Genomic DNA, 12,717 nt, shown 5'->3' with positions numbered 1-12,717 from the left:
GCGTGCGCTGACAGTGTTGCGCTCTGCTCCATGTCTGCATTCAAGACACGGGGACGTTGCGCGGGCGTATGGAAATTCCCGTGGCGGAGCACGGCCGCCGGTGCTAACTTCCTGATGCCGTGCGAGAGACCGAGGAGGTGGTACCCGTGAACGTTTCGACATGGGTGCTCCCCTGCGGGGTCACGGTCGGGCGATAGATCGTCCGGGAGCGCCGCCCACGTGCACTCCCGAAGGGCACCACCATGCGATTCACCAGCGAGCAGCGCCTCGAAGACGGCGTCCTCGAACGCGAGTTCACCCTCGACGGGATTCCCGGCATCCTGTGGACGCCCGCGTCGGCCTCCGCGGCCGTGCCGGTCCCGCTGATCATGCTCGGCCACCCCCCGCTCGGGCTGCCCACGATGTACCCCCGGCTGGCGGCCCGGGCCCGGCAGGCCGCGGCGGAGGGCTTCGCCGCCGCCGCCGTCGAACTGCCCGGCAGTGGCGCCAGGCCCCGGTGGGCCGCTGCCGAGCAGGCCCGTGCCGACCTGCGCCGGGCCAGGGAGGCGGGCGGACCGGTCAGCGACGGGATCGTCGACGCCCTCGTCCTGCCCCTCGTCGACCGGGCGGTTCCGGAGACGCGGACCGCCCTGGACGCCCTCCTGGCGCTACCCGAGATCGGCGGCCCGGTCGGGTACTCGGGGGGAGTGATCTCCGTCGGCATCCGGCTCGCGGTGGTCGAGCCGCGCATCGTGGCCGCCGGTCTCTTCGCCGGGAGCTTCGTGCCCCGCGTGATGGTCGAGGAGGCCCGACGGGTCACCATTCCGCTGCACGTCCTGCTCCAGTGGGACGACGAGGGCAATGACCGGCAGGCGGCCCTGGACCTGTTCGACGCCTTCGGCTCGGCAGAGAAGACGCTGTCCGCCAACATGGGCGGACACACCGGTGTTCCGTCGTTCGCCGGGCAGGACGCGGTCGGGTTCTTCGCCCGGCATCTGCGCAGCTAGCTCCGGGTCGAAGCCCGGACTGGGTGCCCGAGCCGATCCGCCGGCCGGGCACCCACGCCGGGCTGCACCACGGCCAGACGTTGCGCCCCACAGCCCCGTCACGGCCCCGCGTCGCGTCCCGTGGCGCTGCACCGGGCGCTGGAGAAGCGCCCGGTCCCGGCCCGGCGACCCGGCGGCGACCTGTCCGATCTGACCTGCGCGATCAGCGGCCCGTCCAGCAGCTGAGCTCCATGCCGTCCTCGACCGGGAAGTCGACGCTGACGTAGCCGTTGTCCGGGTCGCGGACGTAAGCCACGTAGTCGCTCATCGAATCGAACGTCGAGTCGTCGCCGACGACCAGGGCGCCCGGGGCGAGCCGGTCCTCGATCCGGCGCAGGACGGGCAGGCACAGCTCCTTCCAGCCGTCGAGCAGCGCCAGACCGATCGGGCCGCCGACCGTGCCGAGGGTGGTCAGCGCGTCGCCCTCCAGCACGGTCACGAGGTCGCTGAGTCCGGCCGCCTCGATGGTGGCGCGGGCCGCCTTGACCTTGGTCGCGCTGAGTTCGGTCGTCGTGACGTGCCCGACCCCGTTGTCGCGTACGGCTGCGGCGAGGTAGAGCGTCGAGATCCCGTACGAGGTGCCGAACTCGACCACCGTCTGCGGTCGGGCCGCGCGGACCAGGGCGTAGAGCAGGTCGCCGCCGCGCGCCGAGATCGGCATGTAGACGTCTTCGAGCAGGTCGGCACGTTCCTGGGAGGTGGTAGTGGGCGCGGTCCGACACGGGGAGCGCTCGTCGTCCCGCTCGGCCTCGGTGAACAGCCGGGTGATCAGGTCGCGGACAGCGGGGTCGTGCAGTGTCGTCGTCATGACCACTAGACTAGACGCAACGTTGCGTCTAGTAAAGCGGCGGACCTTGTAACGTCGCGGGGGACGTGGACCCCGCCCGGGAAGACGCCTCAGGGGGAAGGAGCGCCCGATGCATCGCGGCAACCGGCACGGCCGGAGCGAGGCGGCCCGCGAGGCCGTGCTCCAGGCGGCGGACGACCTCGTCGCCGAGACCGGCTACGCCAGGGTCACCATCGAGGGCATCGCGGCCCGGGCCGGCGTCGCCAAGCAGACGATCTACCGGTGGTGGCGCTCCAAGACCGACATCCTGGTCGACGCGTTCGTCGCCGACAGCGTCCAGGAGCTCACCCTGCCCGACACCGGCGCCCTCCGCACCGACCTGCGGGCGCACCTCGACGAGCTGGTCCGGTTCCTCGAGGTGTCCGACTCGGGCGCGGTGTTCCGGGCGCTGGCCGGTCAGGCCCAGCACGACCCGGAGCTGGCCGCCCGGCTGCGCGCGGAGGTGCTGCCACGGCTGCGCGCCCGCGACCGGGTGCCGTTCGACCGGGCGGTGGCACGGGGCGAACTGCCCGCCGACGTCGACGTCGACCTCCTCGTCGACCAGACGGTCGGGCCGATCCACTTCCGGGTCCTCGTGACGGGCGAGCCGGTGACACCCGCGCTACTGGACGCCCTGGTCACCGGGGCGGACCAGGGACGGTAACGCCACCCGGCCGGGAACGGCCCGGCACGGCGGTCGCCCGGTTGTGCTGACCGCGGGCTTCGGTGACAGGTGGGTCAGGTGCGGGATCCGATCGTGAGGAAGGCGGGTGCACGTGCTTCTGCCGCCCGCCACCCCTCGTTCCGAGCCGGCCGGCGGGTCACGGCGCCAGTGCCCGGCGCACGGTGTGCAGGACCTTGGTCAGGGCCTGGTGCTGGGCGGCCTGATCCTCGGTGACGTGTTGCCAACCCGCGTACAGCAGTGCCCAGATCACGTGTTGAGCCCAGCCGGGTTCGACGCCGCGGTCGAAGGCGCCGTCCGACTGGCCCCGTTCGATCAGCCGTAACAGTGCCCGGTCGTACTCGTGCTCCTGCTCCCAGTCGACCAGGTCGGCCATGTGGGGCGCCTCCAGCAGCCGGAGCCGGTCACCGAGACCGAAGTACTCCGAGCACAGCCGCTCCAGGGCGGCATCGGCCGGGCCGTCGTCCAGGCGGGCGCGTCCAGCCGCCGCTTCGAGCTGCTCCTCGACGTCCGCCGCGATAGCGGTCAGCAGGTCGGTCCGCTCCGGGTAGTACCGGTAGACAGTCGTGCGTGCCACTCCGGCGGCATTGGCTACGTCGCCCAGTGAGGCCGCAGGTTCCTGGATCAGCAGCGTCACGGCGGCGTCGAGGATGGCACGTCGGGTGCGGGACCGGACCCCGGACTCCCGGCCCGACCTGTCAGCTTTCGCCATCCCAACATGATACAGGTAACAACTTTACGGATATCAGTGGCCATTTTTGGTACAGCAGTGTTCCATTCTGGGCATGTTTGACGCGGGAAGCTTGATCAACCGACTGCCGCGACTGCGCATCCTGTGGTCGTTCGTCCGGCCGCATCGGCGCACCCTGGCGGTGGCCCTGTCGCTCGCGCTGGTGGCGGCATCGCTGGAGCTGGCGAATCCGATGGTCACCAAGTGGATTCTGGACTCGCTCGGTGGGTCGGCGTCGCTGGCCGCTCCGGTGACGACTCTGCTGATCCTGCTCGTCGTCGGTGCCGCCGTCACGGCCTGGCAGCAGACGATGCTGGGCGCGCTCGGCGAACGCATCGTGCTGCGAGCGCGTACCTCCCTGGTCGACCGCCTGCTCCGCGCCACCGTGCCCAGCATCACCAGCAGATCGCCGGGGGAGCACGTCGCGCGCCTCACCTCGGACACGGTCCTGCTGCGCGAAGCCGCCGCCGGCTCACTCGTCGGCCTGATCAGCGGCACCATCATGCTGGTCGGCACACTGGTGTTGATGGCGGTGCTGGACCTGGTGCTGTTCGCCACCACCCTGGCCGCCATCCTCGTCGTCGCGCTGCTGTTCGCGCTGATGATGCCCGGCATCGCCCGGGAACAGGAGCGGGCACAGGAGCACGTCGGCCGGCTCGGCGCCGCCCTGGAAGGCACCCTGCGAGCTATCAGGAGCGTGAAGGTGAGCCGCGCGGAGGCCCGCCTGAGCTCGCGAATCTCCGCCGAAGCCACGTCGTCGGCCGAGCACGGAATCCGCGCCTCCCGGCGTGAGGTCCTCGCCTGGACCGTGGCCTGGGTCGGTGTCCAGGTCGCCCTGATCAGCACCCTCGCCGTCGGCGCCTACCGCGTCGACCAGGGCCACCTCGGGGTCTCGGCCCTGGTCGCCTTCCTGCTCTACACCTTCGGCCTCCTCGGCCCCGTCACCGAACTGTCCACCAATGCCACCGCCCTGCAAGCGGGCATCGCGGCCGCCGAACGCATCCGTCAAACCGACACCCTGCCCGTCGAAGAGGACCTCGTACCGATGCCCGGCACTGTTCCGCCGATCGTCCCTGGTCCCGGCACCACCCCCGCGCTCCGGTTCGTCGGCGTGAGCGGTGCCCACGGCCCTGACCTGCCGCCGGCGGTCCACAACGTCACGCTCGACATCCCGCAACGAGGCCACGTCGCCATCGTCGGCCCCTCCGGTGCCGGCAAGACCACCCTCTTCTCCCTCATCCTGCGCTTCCTCGAGCCCACCGGGGGCACCATCCACCTGCACGACGTCCCATACCGGTCCCTTCCGCGCAACGAGATCCGGGAGAGGCTCGCGTACGTCGAGCAGGAGCCCGCCCTGGTGCCCGGCACCCTCCGCGACAACCTCACCCTGGCCCTGCCCGACGTCACCGACGACGACCTGCACCGCGTCCTGGCGGAGGTCCGTCTGGGCGACAAGGTCGGCACCCTCGTCGACGGGCTGGACACGGTCGTGACGAACACCATGCTGTCCGGTGGCGAGCGCCAGCGCGTCGCGCTGGCCCGTGCCCTGCTGCACACCCCCGAGGTGCTGCTGCTCGACGAGGCGACCGCCCAGCTCGACGGCATCACCGAAGCGGCGATCCACCACGCCGTCCGCGGGAAGGTGCAGACCGGTGTGGTGCTCACCATCGCCCACCGGCTCTCCACCGTCATCGACGCCGACTTGATCGTCGTCATGGAGGCCGGCGCCGTCCGGGCCACCGGCACGCACGAGCAGCTCCTCGCCACCGACACCCTCTACCGGCAGCTGGTCCTGTCCCTGCGAATGGACCCACCAACGGCGCGGACCGACCGTGTCGGGTGACGGGGCGGCTGTTGCCGAGCGGGAGGCCGAGTTGATTCCACCGGGGTGACCACCGACGTCAGTGCGGCACGCCGGCCGGGAACCCCTCGACCCCCAGTACCCGGAGCAGCTCGAGCCTCTCCCGGGCCTCGGCGTCGGCACCAGCAGTTGCTGGCCGAGGTCGGGGGTGGCCAGGGTCTCGCAGTCACGTGCGGTACGTGGGGCTCTCCCCGGGCCGGCGGAAGGGTCGCGACGGAAAGGGCGCGGCCATCGTGCGACAACGGTGGTTGTCGCACGATGGCCACGGGGACGGGTGCCGGATCAGGCGGCGACGGCCTGCAGGTAGGCGGTCCCTCCACAGGAGAGCGTGCTGAGGTTCTTGAACGACATCGTGATCTGGCGCTGGGAGGATCCGTCAGCGTTGATGCGCTGGGCGTAGACCACCCGCGTGACCTCGAACTGGCAGTAGGTGGGGAAGCTGCCCTGGGGCGACGGGCCGATCACGTAGGCCGAGGTGACGGGATTGGCGTTGTTCCAGGTCGTGGACCAGGTGCCGCCGGCACCCACGGTCGCCATCGCGAACTGCGAACCGATGGTGGTCGAGCCGAGCCGGACGTCGGCCTGGCAGGTGACGGCCCCGACGTTCTTGACCTCCACCCAGATCTGCCGGAGCGAACTGCCCGGCTGCACGGTCCAGATGCGGGTCACCTGGAACTGGCAGGCCGTCGAGCTCGTGGCGCCGTTCGGGTTGAGACCGGCCACCCAGATGGTGTTCCAGGGGACGTTCCAGAGGTAGGTCTGGGTGCCCCCCGGGCTGACACCACCGGTCGAGACGAGGGACGTGCTGGTCACCGCCGCCAGTTGCACGGTCGCACCACAGGCGATCGAGCCGACGTTCTTGAGGGTGAAGTGGAACTGCCGCTCCCCACTGGACAGCTGGACGTACTTGCTGCTGATCGTCTCGAACTGGCAGGTGGCCGAGGTGGTGGCGCCGGCCGGGTTGTAGCCGACCACGTAGGCGGCGTCGGCCGGGGCGTTCGTCCAGGTCCAGCCCTGTGTGCCGCCGACCGGGACGGTGCCGGTGAACCACGTCGCGGCGGTGCCGATCCCGCCCTTCGCGGCGGCGCCCAGCCCGTTCGACGCCGCTGCGGCGGCCCGTGCGTCGCGCTGCGACTGCTGCGACGCCTGCGGCGGCTGTGTCTGCTGCGACGACTCGCGGGCCTGTGCGACCCCGGCCGACGCGACGACCATGCCGAGCGTCGTCACCGCGAGGAGAGCCGCGCGGATTCTTCGTCTCATGAAAGCTCCTTCACCCCAGGTTCCGGGCGGTCCGCCCGGCTCCATCAGGCTGCGCGGCCCGGCTTGCCATCGGCTAGCCATCCGATAGCCGCCCTGGCCGCGACGCATAGAATCAGCGTCGATACGTCGATGTGGGGGCTCGATGGCATGGCGCTTGCTCGGCCCGGTCGAGGCCGTGGTGCGGGGCGAGCGAGTACCGCTGGGGCGGCCCCAGCAACGCGCCGTGCTGGCATATCTGTTGCTCAATGCCAACGTGGTGGTGTCGGCGGAGCAGCTGGCCGAAGCGCTGTGGGGCGGAGCCCTCCCCACCCGCGCCCGGGCACAGGTCCAGGTCTGCGTCTCCCGGTTGCGGCGACTGACCCGGGCGGCCGGCATGCCCGAGACGATCCATTCGGATTCCGGGGGATACCGCCTGGAGCTGGCCGGCGACGACCTGGACGTGGTGGCCTTCTCCGGGCTGACCGAAGCCGCGCGTCGGCACGCCGGCTCCGGCGAGCACGAGCGGGCCACGACCCTGTTACGACAGGCGCTGGCGTTGTGGCGTGGCCCGGCGCTCGCGGGCGCCTCCGGCGCCTTCGTGCCGGGGGCCGCCGCTGGCCTGCACGACAAGCGACTCGCCGCGTCCGAGGACCTGTTCGACGCCGAGTTCGCGCTCGGTCGGCACGCCGCGGCGGTGGCGCCGCTGCGTGAGTTGGTCACCGGCAACCCGTGGCACGAGGGACTCGCCGCGCGGCTGATGACGGCGCTGGCCGGGTCGGGGCACCAGGCCGAGGCGTTGCGGGTGTTCGAGCGGATCCGCCGCCTCCTCGCCGACGAGCTGGGCATCGAGCCGGGAGCCCGGCTCGCGGAGGCCCACCTGCGGGTGTTGCGGCAGCAGCTTCCGCCGAGCCGGCCCGCGCCACCGACCCGGGAGCCCGGATCCGGTCCGCGGCCCGCCCAGCTGCCCGCCGGGCTGTCCACCTTCACCGGCCGGGGCGACGCCCTCGCCGCGCTGGACACGATGCTGAGCCGGGCCCGGGAGGGTGGCGCCCTGGCGGTGGTCGCGATCATCGGGACGGCCGGGGTGGGCAAGACGGCGCTGGCGATCCGGTGGGCGCACCGGGTACGGCCGCTCTTCGACGACGGGCAGCTCTTCCTGGACCTGCGTGGCTACTCGCCCGGAGCGGCGACAGCGCCGTCGGACGCGTTGTCCCGCTGCCTGCGCGCGCTCGGTGTGCCGCCCACCCAGGTGCCGGACGACATCGACGAGGCGACGGACCTCTACCGCAGCGTGCTCGCCGACCGGCGGATGCTGATCCTGCTCGACAACGCCCGGGACACCGCGCACGTCCGGCCGCTGTTGCCCGGGGGCGCCGGTTGCCTGGTGATCGTGACCAGCCGTGACCGCCTCGGTGGGCTGGCCGCCCGGCACGACGCGCAGCGGCTGTCGTTGGACGTGCTCGCGCCGCAGGAGGCCACCGAGCTGTTGACCCGCGTCATCGGCGCGGAGCGGGTCGCCGAACAGCGGGACGCTCTCGCCGAACTGGCCCACGACTGCGCACACCTGCCGCTGGCCCTGCGTATCGCCGCGGCGGACCTGCACGGCCGCCCACACGAACGGGTCAGCGGGTACCTGGCGCGGATCCGGGCGGGCGACCCGCTGACCGTGCTGACCGTCCGGGACGACGACCAGATCGCGGTACGGTCGGCGTTCGCCGCCTCCTACCAGACGCTGCCACCGCGACTCCAGCGGCTGTTCCGGCTGTTCGGTCTGGTGCCCGGCTGCGACGTGACAGCGGAGTCGGCCGCCGCGATGCTGCGGTGCGGAGCCGACGAGGCGGCGGACCTGCTCTCCCGCATCGCCGACGCGCACCTGGCACAGGAGCGGGCACCGGGTCATTTCGGCACACACGACCTGCTCGGCCGGTACGTGACCGAGCTGGCGGAGATCGAGGACAACCGGGAGAGCCTGGGCGACCTGCTGTCCTGGTACCTCTTCAGCGTGTACGCCGCCGCCGACCGGCTGTGTCCACAGGTGTTGCGCGTGCCCACACCGCTACCCGCGCCCGCTACTCCACCGATGCGGTTCGCCACCCATGTCGACGCCCTGGCCTGGCTCGACGCGCACCGGCACAACCTCGTCGCCGTGACCCGCCACGCGGCGCACCAGGAACTGCACACCCTCGCCTGGTCGCTGGCGGACGCGCTGCGCGGTTACCTGTGGCTGGGCATGCACACCACGGAATGGTCAGCGGTCGCGAGGATCGGTCTCGCCGCGGCCCGGGCCGACCGGCACGAGCAGGCCGAGGCGGCGGCCCGGCTGAGCCTCGCCGCCCTGCACTGGCGGCTGGAACGGTTTCCCGAGGCGATCGACGACTATCAGCTGGCGCTGCTCTGCGCGAAGCGCTCGGAATGGCGCGACGGCGAGGCGGCCGCGCTGGGCAACCTGGGTCCGGTCTTTCGGATGACCGGCCAGCCGGGTGAAGCCCTGCGGGTGATGGAGCAGGCGCTGGAGTTCAACCGGCGCAACGGCCGGATCCCGGGCGTCGCCGTCAACCACAACAATCTCGGACTGGTCTGCGCCGACCTCGGACGGCTCCGCGAAGCCGTCGACCACCACCACGCGGCGCTCACCCTGGCCCACCAGGGCGGGGCACCCTCCAGCCGGGCACTCATCCTGAGCAACCTGGGCGTCGTCCTCCACCTGCTCGGCCGGTCCGACGATGCGTTGCAGACGTTGACCGAGGCACTGGAACTGCATGAGCAGATGGGCAGCCGGGGCCGTGCGACGACGCTGTGCGCGCTGGCCCGGGTCCACGGCGATCGGGGCGACCATCCGCGGGCGGCCAGCCTCGCCCGGCAGGCGCTGGACATGTCACGCGCGCCGGCCGAGCCCCGGGTCGAAGCGCTCGCTCTGCACATCCTGGGGATCGCCGAAGGTAGAACCGGCACCCTGCTGAGTGCCCTGAGGACGGCGCGTACCACCGCGGACCGGTACATCGAGGCCGACATCACCGTCAGCCTCGCCGAAATCGACGAACCTGCGGCACCTTCCTGGTGCCATGCGGCGCTGTCCGTCACCCGGCAGTGCGGCTATCAGCTGCTCGAAGGCCGGGCGCTCGGCGCCCGCGCCGCAGCCGAGTACCGGGCCGGTGACCTGGCCGCCGCCTGGCGCAGCGCCCGGTTGGCGGCCCGATCGCACGCCCTGACCGGCCACCAGCCGGGCACGGAGCGCATCGAGAAGCTGCTCGCCCTGCTCGCGTCGGAGCCCCTGCCGGGCACCGCGGGCGGGCTACCCGTCGAACCCCGTTGATCCCAGCGCTTCCACCAGCGACGCGTAGGTGGCCTGCACCTCGTCCACCACGCTGGGCACCAGCACCGCTCCCGGGCGTAGGCGGACGACCTCCATCAGGTCGTCGTACATGATGCCCAGCACGGTCGACCCGCCGGCTCGCGCGACGAGCCGGTGGTGGTGGCGGATCCACGCGTCGTCGCTGTCGCGGGCGCGGCGGTGGAACCGCTCGATCGTCGTCTCCTGTTCGTCGACCAGGACGATCTCGTGGAAGCCCGCCCCGTGCTCGCGCGCGATCCTCTCGAAACCGTCGATCTCGTCGCTGGTGGCGAGGTACTGCGGCAGGACGACGTCGTGTCCGCCGGCCAGGTGGACCGCCGCCATCCCCCGCACCAGGGACCACACGGCCGGCCAGGTGTCGGTCTGGTCGTCCCGCCAGCCGCCGACGAGGCGGTGGATGGTGTCGACGTCGAGGTTCAGGGCGCCGGGATGGCGGCCGGTGTAGAGCGCCGAGAGGGTGGACTTGCCGATGCCCGGCGGGCCGTTCAGGTGGATCAGTCGCGCCATTCTCACCTCGATGCAGTGGAGTCGACAGAAGGCCGGCAGGCCAGCCGCACCTGCTCCGGTCACCGTCTCCTGCGGTGCTCGCGACCAGCGGCGCGGACACGTGCCCGCTCCAGCAGCCGCTCCACCTCGTCCGCGGTGGCCGGGCCTGGGTTGACCACGCTGGCCCAGCCCTGGACAGCGTAGGCGGGATGGGGCATCAGCCGGTCGGTCCGTGCGAAGTCGAGTCCGTCGCGGTGGGCGGCGAACTCCTCCGGTCCGTAGCCGAACAGGTTGCGGAACTCGGTACGGCCGATCTCGATGTTGAGCCGGTACCGGCCGGGTCCGGACAGCCGGGAGCGTTCGTCGAAGCCGGGCACGTCGTGCCCGACGATGGTGGCGAACGGCCGCATCCGGTCCTCACCGGCGAAGAAGAACCGGTCACCCCAGGTGTGGGACGGCATCTCGGAGCCGGCTTCGATCCGGGTCTCGGTCACTGCGGGACGGCCGGCGATCCGGGCCGCGTCAGCCGCGCCGGGCTCCGAGCCGACGTGCAGGATCGCGTCGCAGGTCTCGATCGTGGCCGCGTCCAGCGGGGAGTACCCGAGCAGGTCCGTCACGCGTGGGCGCAGGTCGCCGCCGACGGGTGGCGCGAAGATCCCGGTCTGCGGGCCGAGGCGTTCCTCGTAGGTGCCGACTTCCGGTTGGCCGAGGCCGACCGGCCCACTCGCCCCGAGGCTTCCGGCCACGTACAGGTACCTGTCGCCGAGCAGTGGCGACACGATGGAGCCGGCACCGTTCCACAGTGCCGCGAGGTGCTGACCCTCCCAGTGGGTGTCCCACCGGCTCGGGTGCCGCTGGAGGTGGGCGTTGTTGGCCGAGACCAGGACCGGCCCACGGTCGCGCTCCATGGCGAGGATATCGAGCAGGTTCTGCGCCATCACCGCGTCCCGCGCCGCGAGCAGGCGGCCGATCCGCTGGGACGGGGTGCCCGGCTCGGCCATCACGGCGTGGTAGGTGAGCAGGCCGATCGCCGTGGTGGCGAGCACCCTGGCTCGGTTCCACGCCGTGGGGGAGGTGTCGCCGACGAGACGGGGCGCGTCGGCGTACAACCGGGATCGCAGGTCCTCGGCGAGGCCACGGAGCGCGGCGGCCTCGGGTGAGCGGCCCGGTGAACGCGAGGCGTCGTACATGATCTCCGGGGCGGTCCAGCGGTCTTCCCCGCCGACCAGGCGGTCCAGGTCGGTCGTCGTCACGCCGAGGTATTCGGACAGCTCCCGGAGCAGCGGGCCGGGGCTGGGTGCGCCGGTGATCTCGGTCGGCGCGTCGAAACCGTGGAAGGTGACGCGCTCGGCGGGTGCCAGTTTCCCGTTGTGCTCGCGCAGCCAGTCGACCAGTTCGCGGGTCGCCGGATGGGCACCCCAGCCGTGACTGATACCGGTGCTCAGGTCCACCTCGTCGCGCCGGCCCTGGACGTAGTCGTCGACGGCGAGGCCGGCGGCCCGGTCCGATTCGATCGCGATCGACCGGAAACCCTGCCCGACGAGTGTTTCGAGGATCCGGTTGCGCAGGCGGGGGAATGCCGGCTCACCGTGGTAGGGCTCACCGATCGCGAGCAGGTGCGGCCGGCGGGTGCCGACCAGGGACAGCAGCGCGGTGTCGAAAACCATGACCTCGACCGTATCGTTGAACCGACCTGTGAAACTTCACCCAGATCCTGCTCGGAGAACGCCACCTGAAGTCTCAAACCGCGAGGTACCGGCCGGTCGACCTGGGCCGGGCGGTCGGGCTGTCCGCGCAGGCGGTCCGTAACTACGAGCAGGCCGGGATGATCCCGCCCGCCGTCCGCACGCCCAGCGGCTACCGCGTCTACACCGACGACCACCTGGGCGCGTTGACCGCCTACGTCGCGCTCATCGCGGGGTACGGCCACCGTGCCGCCGGAGAGATCATGAAAGCGGTGCTCGGCGGCGACCTGCCGACGGCACTGGCCGTGCTCGACACCGCCCACGTGCAGCTCCACCGCGACCGGGAGACCGTGGAACGCGTCGCCTCAGCGGTCGTCCTGCTCGCCTCCGGCCCGCCGGCCACGCTGGCCTCGGACGCGCCCGTCTCGATCGGCGTCCTCGCCCACCGGCTCGGTGTCACCCCGGCCACCCTGCGCAAATGGGAACGAGCCGGCATCCTCGCCCCGGCCCGGTCACGGACCGCGCGGGTCTACCGCGCCGACGACGTACGTGACGCCGAACTCGCCCATCTGCTGCGCCGGGGCGGCTACCCGCTGCACCACATCGCGGCCGTGATCGGGCAGGTGCACGCTGCCGGTGGCCCCGGGCCGCTGGCCGCGTCGATCGACCAGTGGCGCGGACGGATCACCGCCCGTGGCCGGGCCATGCTCACCGGCTCGGCCCGCCTCGCGGACTACCTGTCCGCCGTGAGCTGACGCTCGACCTGACGACCGGGCCGGGGTCCGGACGGTACAGCCAGCGCTACCTCGACCGGCCCGCCACCTGGATTGT

The 12,717-nt window shown here is 71.9% G+C and carries 10 protein-coding genes; 5 read left to right on the top strand and 5 right to left on the bottom strand.

The window, feature by feature from the left end; all coding sequences use genetic code 11:
- The first annotated feature begins 242 nt into the window (after positions 1-242).
- Entirely contained in the window at positions 243-986 is a 744-nt protein-coding gene (locus O7625_RS06305) for an alpha/beta hydrolase (RefSeq protein ID WP_282345006.1), read from the top strand.
- A gap of 202 nt (positions 987-1,188) precedes the next feature.
- Here the strand turns inward: O7625_RS06305 and O7625_RS06300 are convergent, their stop codons facing one another.
- Positions 1,189-1,833, bottom strand: coding sequence for a class I SAM-dependent methyltransferase (locus tag O7625_RS06300; RefSeq protein ID WP_282345005.1), 645 nt, complete (start codon positions 1,831-1,833; stop codon positions 1,189-1,191).
- 109 nt (positions 1,834-1,942) lie between these two features.
- Here O7625_RS06300 and O7625_RS06295 point away from each other — a divergent pair, with 109 nt between their 5' ends.
- On the top strand, positions 1,943-2,515 hold the full coding sequence (locus O7625_RS06295) for a TetR/AcrR family transcriptional regulator (protein WP_282345004.1): 573 nt from the start codon (positions 1,943-1,945) through the stop codon (positions 2,513-2,515).
- A gap of 157 nt (positions 2,516-2,672) precedes the next feature.
- Here the strand turns inward: O7625_RS06295 and O7625_RS06290 are convergent, their stop codons facing one another.
- Positions 2,673-3,245: a TetR/AcrR family transcriptional regulator gene (locus O7625_RS06290; RefSeq protein WP_282345003.1), complete on the bottom strand. Its 573-nt coding sequence runs from the start codon at positions 3,243-3,245 to the stop codon at positions 2,673-2,675.
- Between the two features lie 73 nt (positions 3,246-3,318).
- Here O7625_RS06290 and O7625_RS06285 point away from each other — a divergent pair, with 73 nt between their 5' ends.
- The gene (locus tag O7625_RS06285; RefSeq protein ID WP_282345002.1) at positions 3,319-5,106 is read left to right on the top strand and encodes an ABC transporter ATP-binding protein; all 1,788 of its coding nucleotides are present in this window, start codon (positions 3,319-3,321) and stop codon (positions 5,104-5,106) included.
- Positions 5,107-5,406: 300 nt separating this feature from the next.
- Here O7625_RS06285 and O7625_RS06280 read toward each other — a convergent pair whose 3' ends face one another.
- Complete coding sequence (locus O7625_RS06280) at positions 5,407-6,384, bottom strand: hypothetical protein (RefSeq protein WP_282345001.1); 978 nt, start codon at positions 6,382-6,384, stop codon at positions 5,407-5,409.
- Positions 6,385-6,526: 142 nt separating this feature from the next.
- Here O7625_RS06280 and O7625_RS06275 point away from each other — a divergent pair, with 142 nt between their 5' ends.
- The gene (locus tag O7625_RS06275) at positions 6,527-9,676 is read left to right on the top strand and encodes a BTAD domain-containing putative transcriptional regulator (RefSeq protein WP_282345000.1); all 3,150 of its coding nucleotides are present in this window, start codon (positions 6,527-6,529) and stop codon (positions 9,674-9,676) included.
- Here the strand turns inward: O7625_RS06275 and O7625_RS06270 are convergent.
- Positions 9,656-10,222, bottom strand: coding sequence for an AAA family ATPase (locus O7625_RS06270; protein ID WP_282344999.1), 567 nt, complete (start codon positions 10,220-10,222; stop codon positions 9,656-9,658). The genes O7625_RS06275 and O7625_RS06270 overlap by 21 nt on opposite strands.
- A 59-nt stretch (positions 10,223-10,281) precedes the next feature.
- On the bottom strand, positions 10,282-11,868 hold the full coding sequence (locus tag O7625_RS06265) for a DUF6194 family protein (RefSeq protein WP_282344998.1): 1,587 nt from the start codon (positions 11,866-11,868) through the stop codon (positions 10,282-10,284).
- A 65-nt stretch (positions 11,869-11,933) separates the two neighbouring features.
- Here O7625_RS06265 and O7625_RS06260 point away from each other — a divergent pair, with 65 nt between their 5' ends.
- Positions 11,934-12,641, top strand: coding sequence for a TioE family transcriptional regulator (locus O7625_RS06260; RefSeq protein WP_282346823.1), 708 nt, complete (start codon positions 11,934-11,936; stop codon positions 12,639-12,641).
- Positions 12,642-12,717 lie beyond the last annotated feature (76 nt).

The organism is Micromonospora sp. WMMD714 (assembly GCF_029581315.1).
In the GTDB taxonomy this organism is placed as follows: Bacteria; Actinomycetota; Actinomycetes; order Mycobacteriales; family Micromonosporaceae; genus Micromonospora; species Micromonospora rifamycinica.
The sequence above is the reverse complement of the archived record's forward strand: the minus strand, read 5'-3'. Positions and strand labels throughout refer to the sequence as shown.

What these genes read in the sequence shown, in the direction of transcription:
- O7625_RS06295 (WP_282345004.1), top strand. Translation starts at nt 1,943, where the DNA reads ATGCATCGCGGCAACCGGCACGGCCGGAGCGAGGCGGCCCGCGAGGCC.
- O7625_RS06265 (WP_282344998.1), bottom strand. Translation starts at nt 11,868, where the DNA reads ATGGTTTTCGACACCGCGCTGCTGTCCCTGGTCGGCACCCGCCGGCCG.
- O7625_RS06280 (WP_282345001.1), bottom strand. Translation starts at nt 6,384, where the DNA reads ATGAGACGAAGAATCCGCGCGGCTCTCCTCGCGGTGACGACGCTCGGC.
- O7625_RS06305 (WP_282345006.1), top strand. Translation starts at nt 243, where the DNA reads ATGCGATTCACCAGCGAGCAGCGCCTCGAAGACGGCGTCCTCGAACGC.
- O7625_RS06300 (WP_282345005.1), bottom strand. Translation starts at nt 1,833, where the DNA reads ATGACGACGACACTGCACGACCCCGCTGTCCGCGACCTGATCACCCGG.
- O7625_RS06290 (WP_282345003.1), bottom strand. Translation starts at nt 3,245, where the DNA reads ATGGCGAAAGCTGACAGGTCGGGCCGGGAGTCCGGGGTCCGGTCCCGC.
- O7625_RS06275 (WP_282345000.1), top strand. Translation starts at nt 6,527, where the DNA reads ATGGCATGGCGCTTGCTCGGCCCGGTCGAGGCCGTGGTGCGGGGCGAG.
- O7625_RS06270 (WP_282344999.1), bottom strand. Translation starts at nt 10,222, where the DNA reads ATGGCGCGACTGATCCACCTGAACGGCCCGCCGGGCATCGGCAAGTCC.
- O7625_RS06285 (WP_282345002.1), top strand. Translation starts at nt 3,319, where the DNA reads ATGTTTGACGCGGGAAGCTTGATCAACCGACTGCCGCGACTGCGCATC.